The 22,833-nt window shown below is 51.3% G+C and carries 21 protein-coding genes and 1 tRNA gene; 7 read left to right on the top strand and 15 right to left on the bottom strand.

Translation table 11 applies throughout. The annotated features are described in order from the left end of the window. Window positions 1–92 precede the first annotated feature (92 nt). From ACI1P2_RS03220 to ACI1P2_RS03185, 8 genes are all read right to left on the bottom strand, one after another. Window positions 93–1,052 carry an ABC transporter permease gene (locus ACI1P2_RS03220; protein ID WP_355316762.1) on the bottom strand — a complete coding sequence of 320 codons (960 nt, stop codon included), beginning with the start codon at window positions 1,050–1,052 and terminating at the stop codon, window positions 93–95. Continuing rightward, window positions 1,053–2,132, bottom strand: coding sequence for an ABC transporter permease (locus ACI1P2_RS03215; protein ID WP_355316760.1), 1,080 nt, complete (start codon window positions 2,130–2,132; stop codon window positions 1,053–1,055). Then, window positions 2,125–3,663, bottom strand: a complete 1,539-nt coding sequence (locus ACI1P2_RS03210) for an ABC transporter ATP-binding protein (RefSeq protein WP_355316759.1) — start codon at window positions 3,661–3,663, stop codon at window positions 2,125–2,127. The genes ACI1P2_RS03215 and ACI1P2_RS03210 overlap by 8 nt, the downstream gene beginning before the upstream one ends. Window positions 3,664–3,783: 120 nt before the next feature. Beyond that, window positions 3,784–4,824: a BMP family lipoprotein gene (locus ACI1P2_RS03205; RefSeq protein ID WP_355316758.1), complete on the bottom strand. Its 1,041-nt coding sequence runs from the start codon at window positions 4,822–4,824 to the stop codon at window positions 3,784–3,786. 443 nt (window positions 4,825–5,267) lie between these two features. Beyond that, window positions 5,268–5,627 carry a 50S ribosomal protein L20 gene (rplT, locus tag ACI1P2_RS03200; RefSeq protein WP_355316757.1) on the bottom strand — a complete coding sequence of 120 codons (360 nt, stop codon included), beginning with the start codon at window positions 5,625–5,627 and terminating at the stop codon, window positions 5,268–5,270. 53 nt (window positions 5,628–5,680) lie between these two features. After that, a complete protein-coding gene (rpmI, locus tag ACI1P2_RS03195; protein WP_025692214.1) occupies window positions 5,681–5,881 on the bottom strand; it encodes a 50S ribosomal protein L35 in 201 nt (66 codons plus the stop codon). A gap of 14 nt (window positions 5,882–5,895) precedes the next feature. Then, entirely contained in the window at window positions 5,896–6,399 is a 504-nt protein-coding gene (infC, locus tag ACI1P2_RS03190; RefSeq protein WP_355316754.1) for a translation initiation factor IF-3, read from the bottom strand. Between the two features lie 336 nt (window positions 6,400–6,735). Further along, window positions 6,736–7,974: a glycosyltransferase family 2 protein gene (locus tag ACI1P2_RS03185; protein WP_355316753.1), complete on the bottom strand. Its 1,239-nt coding sequence runs from the start codon at window positions 7,972–7,974 to the stop codon at window positions 6,736–6,738. A gap of 118 nt (window positions 7,975–8,092) precedes the next feature. Here ACI1P2_RS03185 and ACI1P2_RS03180 point away from each other — a divergent pair, with 118 nt between their 5' ends. From ACI1P2_RS03180 to ACI1P2_RS03170, 3 genes are all read left to right on the top strand, one after another. Then, window positions 8,093–8,470, top strand: a complete 378-nt coding sequence (locus ACI1P2_RS03180; protein WP_355316751.1) for a hypothetical protein — start codon at window positions 8,093–8,095, stop codon at window positions 8,468–8,470. 174 nt (window positions 8,471–8,644) lie between these two features. Beyond that, the gene (locus ACI1P2_RS03175) at window positions 8,645–9,172 is read left to right on the top strand and encodes a phosphatase PAP2 family protein (protein WP_355316749.1); all 528 of its coding nucleotides are present in this window, start codon (window positions 8,645–8,647) and stop codon (window positions 9,170–9,172) included. Between the two features lie 52 nt (window positions 9,173–9,224). Beyond that, on the top strand, window positions 9,225–10,358 hold the full coding sequence (locus tag ACI1P2_RS03170) for an MGDG synthase family glycosyltransferase (protein WP_355316748.1): 1,134 nt from the start codon (window positions 9,225–9,227) through the stop codon (window positions 10,356–10,358). A 35-nt stretch (window positions 10,359–10,393) separates the two neighbouring features. On the opposite strand, the gene trmB is transcribed toward ACI1P2_RS03170, so the two are convergent. Continuing rightward, on the bottom strand, window positions 10,394–11,125 hold the full coding sequence (gene trmB, locus ACI1P2_RS03165) for a tRNA (guanosine(46)-N7)-methyltransferase TrmB (RefSeq protein WP_355316746.1): 732 nt from the start codon (window positions 11,123–11,125) through the stop codon (window positions 10,394–10,396). 198 nt (window positions 11,126–11,323) lie between these two features. Next, window positions 11,324–11,521, bottom strand: coding sequence for a hypothetical protein (locus ACI1P2_RS03160; RefSeq protein ID WP_355316744.1), 198 nt, complete (start codon window positions 11,519–11,521; stop codon window positions 11,324–11,326). Between the two features lie 275 nt (window positions 11,522–11,796). On the opposite strand from ACI1P2_RS03160, the gene ACI1P2_RS03155 reads away from it, so the two are divergent. The 4 genes from ACI1P2_RS03155 to ACI1P2_RS03140 all read left to right on the top strand — a co-directional run bounded on the left by ACI1P2_RS03155 (window position 11,797) and on the right by ACI1P2_RS03140 (window position 15,606). Continuing rightward, window positions 11,797–12,750, top strand: a complete 954-nt coding sequence (locus ACI1P2_RS03155) for a TIGR01212 family radical SAM protein (protein ID WP_355316743.1) — start codon at window positions 11,797–11,799, stop codon at window positions 12,748–12,750. Next, window positions 12,750–13,340, top strand: coding sequence for a class I SAM-dependent methyltransferase (locus ACI1P2_RS03150; protein WP_355316917.1), 591 nt, complete (start codon window positions 12,750–12,752; stop codon window positions 13,338–13,340). The genes ACI1P2_RS03155 and ACI1P2_RS03150 overlap by 1 nt, the downstream gene beginning before the upstream one ends. Window positions 13,341–13,523: 183 nt before the next feature. Further along, window positions 13,524–14,498 (top strand): type I phosphomannose isomerase catalytic subunit, encoded by a 975-nt coding sequence (locus tag ACI1P2_RS03145; RefSeq protein WP_355316915.1) that lies wholly within the window; start codon window positions 13,524–13,526, stop codon window positions 14,496–14,498. 166 nt (window positions 14,499–14,664) lie between these two features. Then, window positions 14,665–15,606, top strand: coding sequence for an alpha/beta fold hydrolase (locus tag ACI1P2_RS03140; RefSeq protein WP_355316741.1), 942 nt, complete (start codon window positions 14,665–14,667; stop codon window positions 15,604–15,606). Between the two features lie 72 nt (window positions 15,607–15,678). Here ACI1P2_RS03140 and ACI1P2_RS03135 read toward each other — a convergent pair whose 3' ends face one another. The 5 genes from ACI1P2_RS03135 to ACI1P2_RS03115 all read right to left on the bottom strand — a co-directional run bounded on the left by ACI1P2_RS03135 (window position 15,679) and on the right by ACI1P2_RS03115 (window position 22,772). After that, on the bottom strand, window positions 15,679–16,212 hold the full coding sequence (locus ACI1P2_RS03135) for a YfiT family bacillithiol transferase (protein WP_355316739.1): 534 nt from the start codon (window positions 16,210–16,212) through the stop codon (window positions 15,679–15,681). Window positions 16,213–16,304: 92 nt separating this feature from the next. Next, window positions 16,305–17,594 (bottom strand): 2-oxoglutarate dehydrogenase complex dihydrolipoyllysine-residue succinyltransferase, encoded by a 1,290-nt coding sequence (gene odhB / locus ACI1P2_RS03130; RefSeq protein WP_355316737.1) that lies wholly within the window; start codon window positions 17,592–17,594, stop codon window positions 16,305–16,307. 5 nt (window positions 17,595–17,599) lie between these two features. Next, a complete protein-coding gene (locus tag ACI1P2_RS03125; protein WP_355316735.1) occupies window positions 17,600–20,488 on the bottom strand; it encodes a 2-oxoglutarate dehydrogenase E1 component in 2,889 nt (962 codons plus the stop codon). Between the two features lie 394 nt (window positions 20,489–20,882). Then, entirely contained in the window at window positions 20,883–22,598 is a 1,716-nt protein-coding gene (locus tag ACI1P2_RS03120; RefSeq protein ID WP_355316913.1) for an ABC transporter ATP-binding protein, read from the bottom strand. Between the two features lie 100 nt (window positions 22,599–22,698). Beyond that, window positions 22,699–22,772 (bottom strand) — tRNA-Pro (locus ACI1P2_RS03115). Between the last annotated feature and the right edge of the window lie 61 nt (window positions 22,773–22,833).

Here is a 22,833-nt window from a genome sequence, read left to right as displayed (position 1 = left end):
CTTTATCTTAAAGAAATTTGACTCTACGTGAGGCTTGAAAAATCACAAACAGACTTATGGGTCAGCCCCAACTCCCAGATGATTCACATGGTTTAACGTTTGCCTGGATCATACGGCTGTCCCAAGGCTGCAGGAGCGTTGGAACGGCCCACCGCGCCTACCAGCACAATGATCGTGAGCAGGTAAGGCAGCATGAAAATAATTTCCTGGGGAATACTTTGCGACCAAGCAAACAGCTGCACATAGTTGCGGATCGCTTGCGAAAATCCGAAAAATACGGCAGCCCCGAAGGCGCCAATCGGATTCCACTTCCCGAAAATCATGGCCGCGATCGCAATATAACCTTGCCCCGAAATCGTATTATGAGAGAAGGTGCCTGTTGTAGTCAGCGTAATGGTTGCCCCGCCAAGACCGGCAAGCGCTCCGCTGATCATGACGCCGATATACCGCAAACGGTTAACTTTGACACCAACGGTATCCGCTGCGCTCGGATGCTCGCCGACTGCGCGCAGACGAAGACCGAACGGTGTCTTGTACAAAACATACCAGCCGGCAAAAACAAGGATAATGGCCAGATAAGTTGTTGGATAAGCGTTAAAAAACACGCTGCCGATAAACGGAATATCCGTTAGACCCGGGATGTTCAGCTTAGTAAAACCCTGAATCAGCTCCGATTCGCCTGAGCCGTCGAACAGGAGCTTAACCAGGTAAAGGGTGCTGCCGGCAGCCAAAAAGTTGATGACGATACCGCTGATCACCTGGTCCGCCTTAAAGGTAATGGACGCAACTGCATGAATAAGCGAAACGATCACACCAAATACGATCGCAGCAAGCACTCCGATCCATGCCGCAGCCGTTCCTCCCATCCCGGCATCCTCAGCGTAATATCCGCCGATTGCAGCGGCAAAGGCTCCAAAAATCATCAAGCCTTCAATCCCCAGATTCGTGACACCAGACCGCTCCGAAAAGATCCCGCCCAGCGATGCAAAAATAAGTGCTGTCGCAAAAACGAGTGTCGTATTGATGATTTGGCCAAGTGTTATGAGGTCCATTTACAACACCTTCTCTTTCTTGCGTTTGGAATAGAACGGCTTCAACACCCAGCGCACAATTCCCTGAGCCGCTATAAAGAAAATGATTGAGCCAATCACAATACGCGTAATTTCAGGCGGTACATCCGCTGCAAAGCTCATGCCTGCAGAGCCATAAGTAAGCGTTCCAAACAGCACTGCCCCCAGCAGAACACCAAACGGGTTGTTCATGCCGATCAGCGCAACCGCAATGCCATCAAAGCCTGTCCCCGGTGAGCTGGCCATTACCGACTGATAATGGAACACGCCCAGCACCTCAAACGCCCCTGCCAGTCCAGCGAACGTTCCACTGATAAACATGGCTTTGACGATATTCCGGTCAACGTTCATACCCGCATATTTAGAAGCATCCTGGTTGAACCCTACGGAGCGCAGCTCATAGCCCTGCTTCGTTTTCCATAAAAAGATATAGAAAAATACCGCGGCAGCCACTGCGATCAGCGTTCCCCAATGCACGCGCGCATTGCCCATCATTTGGGACAGCCAATCGATCGAAATAGACGCCGTAGGCTGAATATCAACCGAACGGTTCTGTCCCTCCAGAAGCATGAACCGGTTAATCACCAGATTCGCAGTATACAGACCGATCCAGTTCAGCATGATACACGTAATAACTTCATTCACTCCGCGCTTGGCCTTGAGGTAGCCGGCAATGGCTGCCCACAATCCGCCGAATACAGCTCCCGCAATGACCGCCAGCGGCGCATGAATAATCGCAGGCAGACCTTTAAGCTGAATTGCAACTACGGAAGCGGCGGTCATGCCGATCAAAAACTGCCCTTCACCGCCGATGTTGAACAGACCGGCTCTCGCGGCAAACGCAAAAGCCAAACCCGTCAGAATCAAAGGTGTCATTTCCCGAATGGCTTCGCCAAAGTTATAGGTGTCCCCATAGACACGCTCAAACAGCGCTCCGTACGCCTCAATCGGATCGTAACCTCCGATCAGCATAACCAGCGCACCCAGCACGAGGCCCATAATAATAGCGACAATAGCGAGAATGAAGGAGTCTTTTGTAAACAACTTCAGAAAATTAGCCATGCTCTGCTCCTTTCTTCACCGTACTGCCTGCCATCATCAGGCCCAACTCCTGATCATTTGTCTCTTCCGGAAGCACTTCGCCGACAATCTGGCCTTCATAAATAACGGCAATTCGGTCTGAAACATTCATAATTTCATCCAGCTCAAATGAGATCAGCAGTACGGCTTTGCCCTGATCGCGCTGTGCGATCAGCTGCTGCTGCACGAACTCGATCGCCCCGACATCCAGACCGCGTGTCGGCTGCGCAGCAATCAGCAAATCCGGATTTTTGTCAATCTCACGAGCAATAATCGCTTTCTGCTGGTTCCCCCCCGACAAAGAGCGTGCTTTCGTCTGAATGCTTGGCGTCCGCACATCAAAGCGTTCGATTAGACTTTTGGCCTGCTCATTGATCGCATCAAAGTTCAGGAACCCATTTCTGCTATATGGCGCTTTGTAATAGGTTTCCAGCACCATATTTTCACTCATGGAAAAATCCAGTACAAGCCCGTGCTTGTGCCGGTCCTCAGGAATATGGGAAACGCCTGCTTCTGATACATGCCGTGGGCTCAGGTTTGTAATGTCTTTGCCGAGCAAAGCTACTGAACCGCTGTCCACTTTACGGAGTCCGGTCAAAGCCTCGATCAGCTCACTCTGCCCGTTCCCGTCCACCCCGGCAATGCCAACTATTTCTCCAGCCTTAATCTGCAGGCTCAAGCCGTTCAGTGCGGCAATCCCGTCCTTGTTTTTGGAGGTAAGATCTTTCACGTCCAGAACAACCTTGCCCGGCTTCGCCGGAGCCTTGTCCACTTTGAAGGACACACTGCGGCCCACCATTTTCTCTGCCAGTTCATTCGGCGTCGTCTCCGACGTCTTCACCGTATCCACAACCTTGCCTCTGCGGATAATCGTGACCGTGTCGGAAATATGCATAATTTCTTTCAGCTTATGAGTAATCAGAATGATGGATTTGCCTTCGGCAACAAGCCTTTTCATAATGTCCATCAATTCGTTGATTTCCTGGGGAGTCAGAACAGCCGTCGGTTCATCAAAAATGAGGATATCCGCACCGCGGTATAATGTTTTAATAATTTCAACCCGCTGCTGCATGCCGACCGAGATGTCCTGTATTTTCGCATCCGGGTTGACCTGCAGACCATACTGTTCCGACAGGCGTTTCACTTCAGCAGCAGCTTTTTTATAGTCAAGCTTGACTCCCTTGCGCGGCTCTGAGCCAAGTACAATGTTTTCCGTTACTGTAAAAGGCTGTACAAGTTTGAAATGCTGATGCACCATGCCTATGCCCAACTCGATGGCTCTGTTGGGGCTATCAATCGCAACCGGCTTGCCGTTTACTTCGATGATTCCCTCCTCAGGCTGGTACAGGCCGAAAAGGATATTCATAAGCGTTGATTTCCCCGCTCCGTTTTCACCAAGCAGAGCATGAATCTCTCCCTTGTACAGCTTCAAGCTGATGGAGTCGTTGGCGACGATGCCGGGGAAGCGCTTCGTGATTTGCTTTAACTCAACGACGGGAGTCGCTGCATCCATGAGATCACCCTTAAAGTTTTAATTGGTAATGATTAGGGAGCTTTGCTCCAAACGTAAGAACAAGGCCGGTCATTGTGAACCAGCCTTGTCTTCTGAATATCGGATTGTTGCAGACTTGATTTATTCTGCAGGAACTTTAATTTCGCCCTTGATGATTTTTTGTTTGTACTCTTCAACGGTATCCAGCACATCTTGAGGAACGTTTTTGTTTGTTTCAGGCAGACCTACACCGTTATCCTTCAAGCTCAGGGTTTCAGTACCAGGAGTAAAGGTGCCATCCACAACTTCCTTGGAAACTTTCTTAACCGCTTCATCTACACGCTTAACCATGGAAGTCAGTGTTACATCATCGCCGAATTCGAGAGACTGGTCTTTATCCACGCCGATGACCCAAACCTGCTGGCCGGATTTTACACGGGATTTCGCTTCATTGAAGACGCCTGTTCCGGTTCCCCCCGCTGCATGGAAGATGATATCCGCACCATTATTGTAGATGGTTGCAGCAGCGGCTTTACCCAGGTCAGGCTTATCGAAAGCGCCAGTGTAGTTTACAACTACTTGAGCATTAGGGTTTACTGCTTTAACCCCTGCCGTAAAGCCAACTTCAAAGCGTTTGATCAGCGGGCTGTCCTGTCCGCCTACAAAACCGACTTTATTGGTTTTCGTCATTTTCCCTGCAACGACACCTACAAGGAAGGAACCTTCATTTTCTGCAAATGTTACGGATTTTACGTTTGGAGCATCCACAACACTGTCAATGATGGCCAGGTTGCTGTTCGGGTTTTCCTTCGCCGCCTTCCCAATAGCGTTCGCAAGGTTAAAGCCGATGCCCCAAGTCAGGCTGTATCCGCCTTTAATGAACTGATTCAGGTTCGGATCGTAGTCCTGGTCGGATTTACTCTGCAGATATTTAACTTCTGCACCGGTTTCCGTTTGAACGGCTTCCAGCGCTTCCCAAGCGGATTGGTTAAAGGATTTATCGTTTACACCGCCAACGTCTGTAACCATGCCGATTTTAACGTCGGATTTAGCAGCTTCTCCGCCGCCGGCAGCTTGTCCGCCATTTTCGGTTGCAGCCCCTTGGTTTTTGTTGCCGCATCCAGCCAGAATTACCGAAATGGCCAGCAGCAAGACCAAAGACATACTATAAAATTTCTTCATTCTAAATCTGTTCCCCCTTATGGTTGGTTCCTTTGGCCTATTCCCGTTCTCCAGAGACGATGTCTGGAGATGTCGAGAATCATGGATCAGGACACTTACTTTAGAGATTATACAATCATGACCGCCCAAAATCCAGCAGTCTGATAACCTTTGGTCAATTTTTTTACAAAATTTCAATGAAAGCGTTCCATTTTGTTCAAAACACAAACAATATATCATTTCATGTCATCTTCATTCGTTTTTTCCTGTTTTACTCACAGCATTATCCGCTGTAAATGAACATTTATGAGCATTTAGATGAAGATGCTCTATTATACAGCTTGCCCAGCTTGCACACTGCTTAAGCGGATGCTAGACAGTTATGTATCTTCTCTGGATGATTTCACAAAAATAGACCGCCGAGAAATCGACGGTCTGTATTTGATTGGTTCCTGCTGCTTAACTTAAGCGTTGATTTTTTCTTTGGCTACGGAAGCCAGAGAGTTGAACGCATTGATGTCGTTAACAGCCAATTCAGCCAACATTTTGCGGTTCATGTCAACGCCAGCCAGCTTCAGGCCGTGCATCATTTTGCTGTAGGACATTCCGTTTTGACGCGCTGCAGCATTGATACGCACGATCCACAGTCTGCGGAAGTTGCGTTTTGTCTGACGACGGTCACGGTAGGCGTACACGAGAGATTTCATAACCTGCTCGTTAGCCGTTTTGAAAATGCGGTGTTTGGAACCGAAATAACCTTTAGCAAGCTTCAATACTTTTTTATGACGACGACGAACGACGAATCCGCCCTTTACTCTTGCCATATTAAAAGACCTCCCAAAAAATGTTTATGCTAATTGCATGTTGATATTCAAAATTACTTCAGGTTAGCCAACCCTTGTTTCAAACGTCTTACATCCCCCGGAGCCATCTCAGGGTTTGTTCCAAGGACACGTTTAGCACGTTTGGATTTGTGGGACAGCAAGTGGTTTTTGTACGCTTTATAGCGGGTTACTTTGCCTGTACCAGTGATTTTGAAGCGGCCTTTCAGGCTGCTGTGTGTTTTCATTTTAGGCATTTGTTACTTCCTCCTCAATTATCTTTAAGCTTTGGAGCCAAAATCATGATCATGGCGCGCCCTTCGAGCTTAGGCTGACGCTCAACGACGCAAAGGTCGGCCACTTCCACTTTGACGCGCTCCAGAATTTTCTGGCCTACGTTGGCATGGGTAATCTCGCGCCCCCGGAAACGGACAGAACATTTGACCTTGTCCCCTTCCTTCAGAAACTTCACCACATTGCGGAACTTGGTTTGGTAATCATGCTCCTCAATGTTGGAACGGAACCATACCTCTTTAACATCAACGATTTTTTGATTTTTACGGGCTTCCTTCTCTTTCTTCTGCTGCTCATAACGGAATTTTCCGTAGTCCATGATGCGGCATACCGGCGGTTTAGCCTGTGGAGCCACATTCACCAGATCTAAGTTAAGGTCGATCGCCATTTGCAAAGCCTCACGGGTCGGCTTGATGCCGATTTGCTCCCCTTCAGGTCCTACCAGACGAACTTCACGCACCCGAATCTCATCATTGATCATATGTTCCTTACTAATAACATTCCACCTCCAGAACCTATTGGTCAAGCTTGGTTTGAAACATTAAAAAAGGGATGTCAGCTGATCAGCCGACATCCCTGTCTAAATCACAAGTCATCATGAAAAATAACCATTCATAAATCATGGGATCAAGACCAGCCAGCCGGCGCCGGGCAGGTGAGAAGCCGAAGCTTCTGCTTGTTAATCCAAAATATTCAATTAACATACTCAAACATATTAACACACAATCAAAAGTGAGTCAACCCTAAATAAACCTTTTTTTTTCGAAATTCAGCTTATAAGTGAATGGAGCCAAGGCGGCCAAAGACCGCCTCGTTATTACCCCTGCTTGCTCTGAACCTCTTCCAGACGAACAACGCGCGTATGCTCCGTATGGCTCCACTGTTTGTTGTTTTGAGTAAAGAATGCATAGAACGTGATCGGGAACCAGGAGATCAGGTAGACCGGAAAAAGGATCAGGTACAGATACACTTTCTTGTAGGTCACCTTCTCCAGGACCATTGCCGTCATAAATGTGGCAATGTTAAGCAGAATAGCCAGAGTGCCGATCCAAAGCGGAATATGATTGTACAAGTTGGCGATGTTCGGGCCGTTGAACACGACGGCGTCTACCCACATGGCCGCTGTCATCACGAAGGTCAACAACGTCGTATATACGTTCATCGCGTACAAAGCCATATCGAATTTGATCAGGCTGCCCTGCTTGATGCTCTGCCAGAGGAGCGGGAAGAAATAACGGCGCGCCACCGTAAAGTGTCCCTGCATCCACCGCAGACGCTGTCTGGACGAAGCAGTGAATGTGAGCGGCTTCTCGTCATACACCTTGGCATCGTAGTTGAATTTCGGATATACATTGCGCTGCGTGCAGCGCATGGTGAATTCAAGGTCTTCCACAAGGCTCGTAGCGCCCCAGCCCATTTCCTTGAGCAGGTTCGTTTCAAAGCACATGCCGGTTCCGCCCAGGAAGTTCGCCATATTGAGATTATGGCGTGAGAGCTGCCACAAACGATTGATGTACCAATAAGAAATGCCGTATGCAGCGGTAATCCATGAATCCTCGGGATTTTTGGTATCTATATAACCCTGGATTACACGGGCACCGGAACAAAGATCATTGTTCATTTCCTGCAAAAAGTCAGGATGCGCCAGGTTGTCCGCATCAAACATGACAATCGCGTCATACTGGCGAGGCATTTTCCAGAGCTCCTTTAGCATCCACTCAATCGCATAACCTTTGCCGCGCAGATTCGGATTGGTACGCACACAAGCGTTCATCCCGTGGCTGCGTACGATATCCGCCGTTTTATCCGTGCAGTTATCACAAATGACAAACACGTCGTACAGTTCCTTCGGATAATTCAAATGCTTCAGGTTTTCCATAAGCGCACCGACGACCTGCTCTTCATTATGCGCTGCCACAAGCACCGCGAACGATTTGACGGGCGGAGCTTGTTCTTTTTTCTTCCTGCGGTACAGACCGAACAAAGAGAATGCGAATTGGTAGACTGCGATCAGCGCAAGGATGACCTGCACTGTCACAAAAATTGCGTCCAGCATGGTCTCTGTTACCCCCTTAATAATATCCCTTTAATAACTCGTGTCTTTTCTTTCTAACTCTTTTCTGTAGTTCGTAACTTGACCCTGGCAGCAGCATCTGACGGCCGCTTGCCTTTTTTTGCAGACCCCTTATTGTCCGGTTTCGATGTTGGGTGAAGCTGGACCTTCCATCAGATTGCCATGTTCGATTTTCCTTGGTTTTGACTCGTTTGTCAAAAGCTTAAAAATGCAGGATGCTCCAGAAAAAGCACTCGGAAGCCTCAAATACGGAAAATGCTGCACTTCAAGCTCTCATTCATGGCGGTTAGTTCTTATTTTCATCCATTTGCTTGCTTTTTATTTCTTTCGCCCCCCCTTTCGACAGCCCCGACTGGCTGAAAAAGGCTCATCTGTCCTATTTTTTGTGAAGGGCCAGGGAAAAGAAATGTTTTGCTTCAATCCTAAAGTTTATATAACTTTTTTCTCACAGATTGAATCACTGTGGCAACCAGTCTGAACTATTTTAATCAATTCGGCGGCATGAAGTCAAAAAAGCCAAAGTCCAGGCTTCTGATTCTTGAAATGTGAAGCGTTTAAAAATATGATGGTTTTAACGTAATATTACATTTATCCGCTATAATCAAGAAATTGAAAATAAATGCCGCTGAAAAAGCGGCGCCGGAGGAGTCATATGGATCGCCTAGTCATAAAACTACTTACTTTGGAGCACCGGCTGTTCAAATGGATCAATGGACGCCTTCATAATCGCTTTCTTAACTTCTGGCTATACTATTTGACTCATCTCGGCGGTGCAACCTTTACCATCGCCTCTACGCTTCTGATCTGGCTGCTTGCGCCTTCGCCATGGGCGGAAACCGGGGCTAAAGCCTTAGTCGCCCTCGCGGCAAGCCATATTCCCGTAGCGATAGCCAAAAAGCTGTACCCGCGGGTAAGGCCTTATATCACGCTGCCAGATACAAATACATTCCGCAATCCGCTGACGGACCATTCGTTTCCGTCCGGACATACGACCGCCATCTTTTCGGTGACGGTGCCGTTTATGGCCGAAGCGCCGATTTTGACGTTTATTCTGGCACCGATCGGGTTTATTGTCGGAATATCCCGCATTTATCTGGGGTTGCATTATCCGTCCGACGTAATTGCCGGCGCCATTTTAGGCTCCGCTGCGGCGGCAGGAACAGTTGCATTATGGCCCTAAAGCCGATAAGGTTAAATTCGAGGACAAATCAGCAGGGACAGGTGAACCGAAAGTGGCCAAAAAACGAGTATTATTATTATCGGAAGGTTTTGGAGCAGGCCATACACAAGCGGCCTACGCGCTCTCAAGCAGTCTGCGCAAGCTGTCCCCGAATGTGCAAACAAAGGTGCTTGAGCTTGGCAGCTTCTTGAACCCGCGCATGGCTCCGCTGATTATTACTGCATATAAAAAAACCGTCACTTCACAGCCGCGGCTTGTCGGCATGGTCTACCGTCATCAATATAAAAAATCATTAAGCAGGTTTACGACACTTGCCTTACACCGGCTGTTCTATACGCAGACCCGGAGCATATTGCGGCAGCTGCGCCCGGATCTGGTCGTGTGCACACACCCGATCCCCAGCGCCGTCATTTCCCGGCTGAAGCGTCTTGGGGTGCACGTTCCGTTATGTACGGTCATTACGGATTACGACGCGCACGGCACCTGGATCAGCCCTGAGGTGGACAGGTATTTTGTATCGACCGAGGAGGTTCAGCGGAAGCTGCGGCTGCGGGGTGTGCCGATCACCAAAATCCAGGTGACAGGCATTCCTGTACACCCTGATTTCTGGGAGCATCCCGGGCATGATGAAATCCGCAGCAAATTCGGGCTGAAGGATATGCCGACCGTGCTTGTAATGGGCGGGGGCTGGGGGCTCATGAGCGACGTAATGCTTCATGATTTCCTGCTTCGCTGGAAGGATCAGATACAGATTATTTTTTGTGTGGGCAATAACGAAAAAATCCGACAGAAAATGCTGCGGGACGACCGTTTTCATCATCCTCATGTTCATGTGCTTGGCTTCACCCGCGAAATCGACAAGCTGATGGAGGTGTCCGATCTTCTCGTCACCAAGCCCGGAGGCATGACCTGCTCGGAAGGGCTGGCAAAAGGAATTCCGATGCTTTTCCATAACCCTCTGCCTGGACAGGAAGAGGAGAACAGCCAATATTTTGCGGCCCAGGGGCACGGTGAAACGATCACTTCCCCGGACGTGGTGGCCAAATGGATGAACAGGCTGCTGCATGACTATCCCGACATTGTGCGCAAGCGTCAGGAACACGTCGAAAACATCGCACGTTATTATCCGATGCAAAGCGCGCTGAGCATTCTGGATATGCTTGAACGAAACAAGGTGCTCTCCTAAGAGAGCACCTTGTCCTATTTATAGGAGCTATTAAATTATTGCTGTCCGCCGCTGCGCATTCCATACTTATCGAGCCTGCTCTTATTGTATTCCACAAGTACCTCTTCCCCTACAAGCACCTCAACACGATGAATATTCATCCCTTTGCCCATAAATTTCTGCTCATACTCCGTCATGACATGCTCTTCATTGATGCCGTCCCGGTGCAGATTCAGGGAGATGTTCGTCATCTGCATGCCGCTGTCCGCAATCGAGTTCAGGGAAGACTCAAACAACGTTTCCGAATCGGTTTTAAAATGAATTTCCCCCCGGCTGTTCAGCAATCGGGAATAGACCTGCAGGAAACGGGGGTGCGTCAGACGGCGGCGGGCATGCTTTTTCTTCGGCCACGGATCTGAAAAATTCAAATAAATGCGCTCGATTTCACCCGCCTCGAACACTTCTTCAATACGTTCAATGTTTGCCAGGGCAAGCTTGACGTTAGGCGGCGAATCCGCTTCTGTTCCGCCCCAGGCGGCACGTGCCTTCTCACTGGCCCGGCGCACAAGCTCGTCGTACATATCAAAACCGATATAATTGATCTCCGGGTTGCGGACGCTCATCTGGCTGATAAACTGACCCTTGCCCATGCCAAATTCAACATGGATGGGACGGTCGTTGCCAAATAGGCGTGCCCACTGCCCTTTATATTGCGCTGGCTGCAGAATGACCAGATCCTGCTGCTCTTCCAGACTTTCGCGAATTCCTTTTCTGCCGCGTAAACGCATGTTACTCCTCCATTATGCCTTATAATCTTGTTGGACCGCATGATTTGCATTCATGTCCCCTGCAATATTGTGCCGAACTTCACGGCAAAAGTAAACGGAAAATTCAAGACGTATAAAGTGAAAAAGGAATCCCCACCGTCACTCAGGATGATTAACGGAAAGAAATTCCTTTTTCGATATATTTGGATTGGGGTCCAACTAAGTCAGTAGTTCATAGTCTACCTTATCCTTGGGGGAGAAATCAAATGTCTTTTCACATGCGGCACGAATTTTTTGTCTGGCACTTGTTCCGATATGCTGATTTGCCGGATAACGCACCCCTGTCAGTGCAAGTGCCTCATCGAACGTCAATTCAACCAATATCTTCTCAGGGCGCTGATGGCTGGGCGTATTCATCCTGATCACCTCACGGTTATTTTTTAGTGGACCGGACCTGTAAAATGTGTGGACAGAACTGGATCAGCAATGTTTGCTTCAACTTCTGGTTCCGCTTTCAATATAACACATCATGTAATGTATTTCAATTGTCGCAAAGCCTTTTCTGCGCTGAAATTCCGCTATTACTCCTTTTGGCTAATTCCCATTTGAAGCTGTTTTTTGGTACAATAAACAGAGTCTGGACGTCTGAAATGAGAGCCCTAGCGTTCTCAAAATATATAGAGGGAGCACATATGAATTCAAACTTGCTTACCCCCCCTGCCTTGTGGGGGGACAAACGGTTCCATACCTGGAATTATGAGATGCGCGAGCAGTTTCAGGAAAAAACATTCAAGGTCATGCTTGACGCCGGCTTTACCTGTCCCAACAGGGACGGAACAATTGCCACGGGAGGCTGCACCTTCTGCAGTGCCCGCGGGTCGGGGGATTTCGCCGGAAGACGGCGCGATGATCTGGTGACCCAATTCAATACGATCCGGGACAGGCAGCATTTGAAATGGCCAAACGCCAAATACATCGGCTACTTTCAGGCATACACCAACACATATGCCCCTGTCGAGGAGCTGCGCGAATATTACGAGGTGATACTGGAGCAGCCGGGAGTTGTCGGTCTATCCATCGCCACGCGCCCTGACTGCCTTCCCGATGATGTGGTGGATTATCTTGCAGAGCTGAATGAGCGGACGTATCTGTGGGTGGAAATGGGGCTGCAGACCGTTCACGAATCCACCTCGCAGCTGATTAACCGGGCCCACGATACCCAGTGCTATCTGGATGCGGTGGAAAAGCTGCGCAAACGCAACATACGCGTCTGTGCCCACATCATTTACGGCCTTCCCCAGGAAACACATGAGATGATGCTGAATACCGGCCGTGCCGTAGCCAAGATGGATGTACAGGGCATTAAAATCCACCTGCTGCACCTGATGCGCAAAACGCCCATGGTCAAGCAGTACGAGGCCGGTCTTCTCCGCTTCCTGGAAATGGACGAATATATCAAGCTGATTGTCGATACGCTGGAATTCCTCCCGCCTGAAATGATCGTGCACCGGCTGACCGGCGATGCGCCGCGAGATCTGCTGATCGGTCCGATGTGGTCATTGCGGAAATGGGAGGTCCTCAACGGGATAGATAAAGAGTTGAAGGCCCGCGATTCATGGCAGGGCAAATACTGGAGGAATGCCTGATGGGTTTCCTGTCGGTTCTCAGCTATGCCCACCAGCTTGTCACCGCAAGGGTTCAACCGGGAGACGTGGCAGTGGATGCGACGGCAGGCACAGGTGCGGACACCCTGTTCCTCGCCAAGACCGTGGGCAGACGCGGCCGCGTCTTCAGCTTCGATATTCAGGAAGAAGCTCTGCGCCTGACGCAGGAACGTCTCGACAAGGTGGCTGGTCCCCTCGGGCAGGTGACCCTGCTGCATGAGAGCCATGCCCTGATACGCGACAAGCTGCCTGTAGAGCTGCGCGGGACCGTGTCTGCCGTCATGTTCAATCTGGGCTATCTGCCGGCCGAAGGAGCTGATCCCGCCGTCATTACGAAACTGGACAGCACCATTCCGGCCATGAACGCCGCCCTCATGGTACTCCGTCCGCGTGGCATCCTGACGGCAGTGCTTTACCCCGGCCATCCCGGCGGAGAGGAAGAAGCCCTTGCGGTTACCGAATGGGCCGCCACACTGCCTGCGGACGGCTTCCAAAGCATTATCTATCGGCAGCTGCAGCGTCCCTCGGCTCCTTACATCATTGCCGTGGAGAAGAAAGCACATAAGCTGTAGCCACTTACAGATAGGCACGGCCGGATAACCTGGGTTTCCCGGTCGCCTTACATAAAACTCTTAAAGAAAGGCGGTCCGCGCATCAGGCAGTAACCAAAATCGAGCATGTAGGCATCATGGTATCATCAATTGAAAAATACGTTGAATTTTATGAAAACTTTAACGATGAAGGAGAGAGAAATCATGCTGAAACCTTATCCGCTGCAATTTCAACCTGAATTTAAAGAAAGAGTCTGGGGCGGCAGAGCCCTGGAACGATTCGGCCTCACCCCGCCGGAAGGACACATCGGCGAAGGCTGGATGATTGCAGACCATGCCAACGGCACAACGTCTGTGGTCAACGGTCCTCTGACCGGAAAAGGACTGGACGAGCTCCGTGAGCAATTCGGTACGGAATGGCTCGGCAGCAAAGGCGTTTCTGAAAAGGGTGGCCGCTTTCCACTTCTGATAAAGCTGCTGGACTGCAATGACGACCTGTCCGTTCAAGTCCATCCGACAGACAGCTACGAGGGTCTGCCACAAGGCGAGCTGGGTAAAACGGAGATGTGGTATGTACTGGATGCAAAGCCGGACGCCAAGATCATCTACGGCCTTAAGGACGGCGTTACCCCGGAAAGCATGCGCACGGCACTTGAAAACGGAACCATCATGGAGCATCTGAACCAGGTTCCGGTGCAAGCAGGAGACACCTTCTTTATCCCGGCCGGAACGGTGCATGCTTTATGCGCAGGTGTGCTCGTAGCGGAAATCCAACAAAATTCGGATACTACATACCGGCTTTACGATTACAACCGCCCTGGACTGGACGGCAAGCCGCGTGAGCTGCATATTGAGGATTCCCTGAAGGTAACCTCCTTCGAAGGGGCGGGAGCAACCTCCATGAAAACATCGGGAGCCAAGGCCGGGGAATGGCTGCAGCTTGCAACCTGTGACTATTTTACGGTGGAAAAGGGTATTGTAAGCGGAAAGTGGGATTTGTCCACGACCCACGACAGCTTCACCATCCTGATTGTATGCGAAGGAAACGGATCGCTTGCATGGGATAACGGCAGCGATTCCCTGGCCTACAAAGCGGGAGACTGCTTCCTGCTGCCGGCCAACCTCGGGGCGTATTCCCTGGCCGGGGAAGGCACCGTGCTGAGATCCTACCTTCCATAAGAAAAACGTCTATCGACGTACATTCACAGAAGACAGACCGCATTTAGCGGAAGTTTTTCTTGCGATATCAGGAGGCTTATTCCAGGAAGTTTATACTTTCTGATATCTTAAGCAGGTCCATACCCAGCACGGACGACCGTTCACATTCAAGGAAGTGACGCCACAGATGAAAGAACATACGTTTACCATGTGGGATCATGGCGGACATAACGTATTTGTGTACCGCTGGCTGCCTGACAACGAAGCAGACGTGCACGGTATCGTGCAAATCGCGCACGGCATGTGCGAAACGGCCTACCGCTATCTGGAACTGGCGGAGTACCTGACAGCTAGCGGTTATGCCGTATACGCCAATGATCATATCGGACATGGCCAAACCGCAGCCTCACCGAACAGCTTGGGCAACCCGGGACCGGATGCCTTTAACCGAATGGCCCGCAATCTAATCGAAGTCGGGGAGATTGCGTCTATGGAATTCCCGGGCGTGCCTCGCATCCTGTTCGGGCACAGCATGGGTTCCTTTTTGACACAAAAGGTGATGTGCGACCCGGAGCAGTCCTACGACGGTTTTATCCTTTCAGGCACCAACGGCCCCCGCAAGCTGCTTCGCTTCGGGGAAAGGCTGGCTGTCATCCAAGGGATGCTGCAGGGGAGCGAACACCGCAGCTTGCTGCTAAACGCCATCGTATTCGGCGGGTTTAACCGCTCCTTCCGCCCGGCGAGGACCGGCTTTGACTGGCTGTCACGGGACCCGGAGGAGGTTGACCGCTTTATTCAGGACCCTCTATGCGGTGCCATTTGCACGACCGACTTCTTCCGTTCTTTTTTCAGGCTTTTGCAGGAGATTCATCTACCAGAGTCTCTCGTTAAAATCGATAAAACAAAGCCGGTATATATTTTCGCCGGTGACAGAGACCCTGTCGGCATGTTTGGCAAAGGCGTTCTCTCCTTGTTTCAATTGTATAAGGAGCTGGGAATGGAACGGGTGGAATATAAGCTGTATCCTGACGGGCGGCATGAAATGCTGCATGAAATCAACCGGGAAGAAGTGATAGCCGACGCGATTGGCTGGCTGCGGCGTCATTTTTCGACAGTATCCTCTAGATAAGACAAAAAAGAGCATCATTCGCGCCTGGAAAAGGCGGAGGATGCTCTTTTTTCATGTAATTTCATTCCCCAACTACCACCCTATACGCTTTGCCAATGAAGTGATGTGCGCCGTATGATGCCTTCCATGCCAGGAATACAGCCCTGTGGCCGTCTCCAGACTGACCACACCCGATTCCGGATGAATAAACGAACGGCTGAACTGCTCGGGCCCAAAGGAATGCAGCAGCGTTGTCCACCGCTCATGGAGCGAGTCCAGCAGACTTAGCGATACTTCAACAGGCAGCTGTCTGGCATCGGGAAGCTCCGCCCAGCGGCCTTCATCATAAGGCTTGATGGTGGGACCGTCTTCCGTCAAAGCCAGCTTGAACCGTACGTAGCTGTTGATATGGCTGTCGGCCACATGGTGAACCACCTGCCGCACCGTCCAGCCTCCGTCCCGATAAGGGGTATTCAGCTGCTCCTCATTCAACCCCTCTACAGCGGAGCGCAGCTTGGCAGGCAGCTCAGCGATGTCCTTAATCCAGGACTGCAGCAGTTCATCCGTAATCCGATCAGGCGCCTCAAATTCTCCTATCGGATACCTGTCTTTCCATTCGACACTCATGCGTTCACCAGGCCCTTCCATATATAGTCCATTCAAAAAAGGCAGACCGCTAAAGCGCAGTCTGCCTTTAATAGTTCGCCGTGTGTTATCCCTTATCCTTCAAGCAGAAGCGATTCAGGATCCTCCAGCAGCTCCTTGACCGTCACCAGGAAGCGTACGGCTTCGCTGCCGTCGATAATGCGGTGATCATAGGACAAGGCAATATACATCATAGGACGGTTCTCCATGCGTTCCTCATCGATGGCAACCGGACGAATCTGGATCTTGTGCATGCCCAGAATCCCCACCTGAGGAGTGTTCAAAATTGGCGTTGAGAGCAATGAACCGAATACCCCGCCATTGGTAATTGTAAAGGTGCCGCCCTGCAGATCGGACAAGGCCAGCGTGTTGGAACGCGCCTTGTTCGCCAGCTCAGCAATGCTTTTCTCGATTTCCGCAAATCCCAGTCTGTCCGCATCCCGCACGACCGGAACAACCAGACCTTCCTTGGCGGAAACGGCGATACCGATATCATAAAATTTCTTCAGCACAACTTCATCGCCATCAATTTCCGCATTCACCGTCGGGAACTGCTTGAGCGCGCCGACAACCGCCTTCGTGAAGAAGGACATGAAGCCCAGGCCAACATCATGCTTTTCCTTGAATTTGTCTTTTCTGCGCTTGCGCACCTCCAGGATCGCCGTCATGTCGACCTCATTAAAGGTAGTCAGCATCGCTGCCGTATGCTGAGCTTCAACGAGACGCTTGGCGATGGTTGCCCGGCGGCGGCTCATCCGCTGGCGTTCAACCGGCTTGCCGTACCCGCCTTCCGGCTGGGCTGCGGCCGCCGATTTGGCAGGAGCCTGCGGCGCAGGCGGCTGAACAGCCGGAGCAGCGCCAGAAGTGTGAGTTTTCACATCATCCTGATAAATCCGTCCCATTGGGTCTCTTCCCTGAACTTCACCCAGATCAATGCCGCGCTCACGCGCCAGCTTGCGGGCGGATGGGGAGGCCTTTTGCGAACTGTCGCTTGGCGGTGGCACGACTGCCGTGCCGCTGCCGGTGAGCTGCTTGTCGTCACCCTTGGAAGGAACGGAAGGGGGGCTGACTTCAGCCGGGGCTGAAGCTGCCTCCGTGGTGGCAGGAGGAGCGGCAGGACTTACACCCGCACCACTGCCGATCACACCGACGGATTCTCCGATCTCTACCGTCTCCCCTTCCTGCCGGATAATTTTCTCGAGCACGCCGGACTCTTCGGCACTGATCTCCAGATTGACTTTATCCGTTTCCAGCTCCAGCAGGACGTCTCCTTGGGATACCGCATCCCCTTCTTTAACGTGCCATCTGGAAATTGTTCCTTCAGTAATGGATTCCCCCATTGCGGGTACTTTAATCTCGCTCACAGACGCTACCTCCCCAGTGGAATATTGGTTTTGTTCGATATTTTCTTCAGAGCTGACTGAATAATGTTCTGCTGCTCCATCGCGTGTACGTGCTGATAACCGCTCGCAGGGCTTGAACGCTCCGGTCTGCCCTGGTAGTTCACCACAGCCCCCTTAGGAGCCACGGCCCGCAGACGGGGCTCCATGTAAGTCCAGGCGCCCATATTTTTCGGCTCCTCCTGCACCCACAGCAGCTCCTTCACCTTGCCAAACCGTTTCAGCACATGCTGGATTTCCTGCTCTGGGAAAGGATACAGCTGCTCCACACGGATAATATGGAGCCAGTCAAGCTCCTCGCCGCCTTCCTTCTCCAGCGCTTCTTCCAGGTCGATAGCAATTTTGCCGCTGCACAGAACGATGCGTTCTACACGGTCGGCACGTCCTCCCAGCCCTGGCTGTTCCAGGATCGGGCGGAACGAGCCTTCGCTGAGCTCGGCAGCCGGCGAAGCGACACGGTTGTTGCGGATCAGGCTCTTCGGCGACATCAGTACGAGCGGCCGCGCCTGCTCCGTACCGCCAATAGCCGCCTGGCTGCGCAGCAGATGGAAATACTGGGCTGCGCTGGACAGGTTGGCTACGGTCCAGTTGTCATCCGCTGCCAGCTGCAGGAAGCGCTCCAGACGGGCGCTCGTATGCTCTGGCCCTTGCCCTTCAGCAGCATGCGGGAGAAGCATCACGAGGCTGGACTTTTGTCTCCATTTGGCCTGCCCTGCGGAAATAAACTGATCGAAAATGACCTGCGCACAGTTGGCAAAGTCCCCGAATTGCGCCTCCCAGATGACCATCGTCTCCGGTGAGTAAACGTTATAGCCGTATTCAAAGCCGAGCACTCCCGCTTCCGACAGCGGACTGTTGTAGATCGCGAAGGAAGCTTTGGCCTGCGGCAGCGCGTGCAGCGGACAGAACATATCCCCGGTCTCCGGATCATGCAGCACAAGGTTGCGGTGTGCGAAAGTAGCCCGCTCCGCGTCCTGGCCTGTCATGCGGATCGGCTTGCCGTCGGCCAGAATGCTGGCGAAAGCCAACGTCTCCGCAAGGCTCCAGTCGATTTTCTCGCCTGCATTAAAGGCGCTTTTCCGGCGCTGCAGAATCTTGGAGAGCTTCGGATACACCCGGAAATTGGCCGGCCATTTCAGCAAAGCTTCGTTTATTTCCTGCAGCTGGGCTGCCGGAACACCAGTCTGAAGCTTAAGCTTATTACTTTTGGCACTACGCTTGTCTTCCGCTGGCTCTTCCTTCGGATGATTCTTCGCTTCTTCATGCGCCGCCTTCAGCCGGGTCTGCACTTCTTCCACCAGACCGCTGCGGTAGGATGCATCCACTACGCTTTGCTCCACCAGATATTTATTGTAGAGATTGCTTGCTGTTGGATGCTGCTTCACCTTGCGGTAAACGAGCGGTTGAGTGGTCTCCGGATCATCTGTCTCGTTATGGCCGTAGCGGCGGTAACCGATCAGATCAATCAGGAAATCCTTCTTGAATATATTCCGGTATTCGGCAGCAATACGCGCTGCAGCGATGCAGGCCTCCGGATTATCCGCATTCACATGGATGATCGGAATTTCGAAGCCCTTGGCCAGATCGCTTGCATAATGAGTCGATCTGGAATCGCTGCTGTCCGTCGTAAAGCCGAGTCTGTTGTTTACAATGATATGAATGGTTCCGCCGTTGCTGAATCCTCTCAAGCCTTTAAAGTTCAGTGTTTCCGCAACAATTCCTTCCCCTGGAAAAGCCGCGTCGCCATGCATAACGATGGTTGCAGCCTTGTTGACATCCTGTATCGGATACCCAGGCACGCTGCGGTCCTCCTGCGCTGCACGTGCAAAGCCCTGCACCACCGGATTCACATATTCCAGATGGCTCGGGTTGTTCGCCAGAGTCAGACGCGCACGGACAGCTTCTCCTTCTTTCACATATCTGTCGGCTCCCAGATGGTATTTCACGTCCCCTGTCCATCCGTAATTAATGCCGGTCGAGCCTTCGGACGGAATCAGATCCTTGTTCGGGGAATGGTGGAACTCGGCAAAGACTTTGCTGTACGGCTTGCCCAGCACATGAGCCAGCACATTCAGCCGTCCTCTGTGGGCCATCCCCATCAGGACATGGCTTGCTCCAGCCTCGATAACACTGTGCACCACCTCGTCAATCAGGGGCACAAGCGCGTCATTTCCTTCGATCGAGAAGCGCTTTTGTCCGACGAAGGTTTTATGCAAAAATTCCTCAAACTGCTCCACTTCAACCAGTCTGCCGAGCAGCGCCTTGCGCTCCTCCGCGTTTAAAGGCTCTGCATTCCAGCCCGATTCCGCCTTGCGATTCAGCCAGTCCCTTTCCTTCTCATCATGGATATGGGTGAATTCAAACGCCAGCGGCCCTGTATAGGCTTCACGCAGCTTTTGAACGGCATCCCATCCGTTGAGGGCATCCTGAGGAGCAGCGTCCCAAATCAAAGAAGCTGGAAAAGCCTTCAAATCCTGCTCGGTCAGCCCGTAAAACTCCGGTTCAAGCAATCCGGTGTCCGCCTTCGGGCTTAATCCTAACGGGTCAATGTCGGCTGCGAGATGGCCGTAAGAGCGAATGTTCGAGACCAGCTTGCCTGCTGTAACCGCTTTCTGCAATAGGCCTGCATCGGCTGCCGGCCGAATAAGCGTAGTCCCCCCCTGAGTTTCGGAAATTACGGGAACACCGCTCCCCTCCGATTGAGGAGGTTCACCCCACTGTTCAAAAAGCTGCCGGTACGTCGGATCCACGGAAGCCGGATCCTTGATGAAATTTTCATACTGTTCCTGCACATACCCCAGGTTCGGTCCGTAATACGTCTGCCATGGCACTTGTCTGTCACTGTCTGCCATCGTCATCTCGTTCCCTTCGTCATGTTTTGGGATTCATCGCTGGACGGAATCGGTCTTTAAATTTGATTGCTCATTTCCAACCTATTACAAAACTCCGTCCATCATCCATTTCACAGAGTTCATTCTTGAGTTTAAGAGGAAAGATGAATGCGTGTGCCCGGCATTTTTCCGAAACGGAATGCATGCCAGCCTATCATTTTTATAAGCGCTTTCCTTCCCAGTCACCATTGTATAAAATTTTGCACTCCGATAACATTTCCTATTTTTCAACATATTAATGCAAATTTGATATGAATCAGGCCATCTCCCATTATAATAAACAAAACTTTAAAAGGCCAATCCATCTGTTATCCGGCGGATTGGCCTTTTCATTCTATAAGAGGTTGTTCAAATGGCATGATCAGGAGCCGAACTGGGCGGCATGCAAGCGGCTGTAAACACCGCCGGATGCGATCAATTCGTCATGTCTGCCCTGCTCGGTAACCCCTTGCTCGGTGACAACAATGATCCGGTCCGCATTTTTGATGGTCGCCAGCCTGTGAGCAATGACCAGTGTTGTCCTGCCTTGGGACAATTCCGCCAGAGACTGCTGGATTGCGGCCTCCGTTTCCGTATCCAGCGCCGAGGTAGCCTCGTCCAGAATGAGGATGGGCGGATTTTTCAAAAACATGCGCGCAATGGCCAGCCTTTGCTTCTGTCCGCCCGACAGCTTCACACCCCGTTCGCCGATGACCGTATCCATTCCATCAGGCTGGGAGCGGATAAACTCCACGAGCTGAGCTCTGCGCGCCGCTTCCCAAATTTCCTCGTCGCTGGCATCCAGCTTGCCGTAGCCGATATTTTCACGGATGGTGCCGGAGAACAGGAATACATCCTGCTGCACGATACCGATCTGGCGGCGCAGCGAGGACAGGGTCATCTGCCGGATGTCCATCCCGTCCACAGTGATAGCGCCGCTGTCGGCGTCATAGAAACGGGGCAGCAGGCTGCAGATCGTCGTTTTCCCCGAACCGGACGGACCTACAAATGCAACGGTCTCACCGGCACGGATATCAAGATTGATATCCTGCAGAACCTTCTCCTTTTCCCCATATCCAAAGCTCACTCCGCGATAGCGGATATCCCCTTTCAGGCCTTCCACCTCCACGGCCCCAGGAAAATCCGCCACCTCCGGCTCCATGTCCATCAGCGCTGAGTAGCGCTTAAAACCGGCTATCCCTTTCGGATAGCTCTCGATAATGGCGTTGATTTTATCGATAGGACGGAAAAATACGTTGGACAGCAGGATAAAGCCGACAAATTCGCCATAGCTGAGCTCTCCCTGAATTACGTAATAAGCACCGCTGATCAAGACGAAGAGGGATACAAACCGGGTCAGCATATAGCTCATGGACAAGCCCTTGGACATGATTTTATAGGCCGTCAGCTTGGCCGCGCGGAAGCGGCCGTTGTCATGATTGAATCTTTGCTTTTCAAACTCTTCATTCGAGAACGCCTGTACGACACGGATGCCGCCGATCGTATTTTCCACCCTGGAATTGAATTCGCCCATGCTGCTGTACATGCCGTCAAACGCGCGCGTCATTTTTTTATTGAAATAGATCGACAGCCAGATCAGCAGTGGAATCACCGCGAAGATCAGGAGCGCCAGCTCCAGGTGAATAAACGACATCAGCGTGAAGGCACCAAGCAGCGTCATAATCGCAATAAACAAATCCTCGGGGCCATGGTGCGCCATTTCGCCGATTTCCATCAGATCATTCGTAATCCGCGACATCAGCGTACCGGTCTTGTTGTTATCGAAGAAACGGAAGGACAGCTTCTGCATATGTTCAAACAGCCTGCGGCGCATATCTGTCTCGATATTGACACCAAGCATGTGCCCCCAATAGTTCACAATATATTGCATCGCTGTATTTAACGCATAAATGCCCAGCAGTCCCAGGCAGGCCAGCAGAATGGACCCCAACTCTCCCAGTGGAAGCAGTTTATCCACGACATAATTGACCGCAAGCGGAAAACCCAGCTCCAGCAGCGCGGCAAATACGGCACATGTGAAATCCAGAATAAAGAGCGGCCGGTAAGGCAGATAATAGCTGAAAAATCGGCGGAGCATCGTATACCTTCTTTCTCTATGTATTTCCAAAAAAGGAGCGGCTGGAATGAAAATGTCCCGCCGCGCCGTATGCGTCAGCAGGACATCATCAAATAACATATCGGAGTAGCGGGATTCGAACCCACGACCTCACCCACCCCAAGGGTGCGCGCTACCAGGCTGCGCTATACCCCGGTAATTCGTTTGTGTACAAATCGCAAGAAAAACTTCCGCTAAATGCGGTCTGTTTTCTGTG

The organism is Paenibacillus jiangxiensis, assembly GCF_046098255.1.
Classification (GTDB): domain Bacteria; phylum Bacillota; class Bacilli; order Paenibacillales; family Paenibacillaceae; genus Paenibacillus; species Paenibacillus jiagnxiensis.
This window is presented reverse-complemented; position numbering and strand designations above follow the sequence as displayed.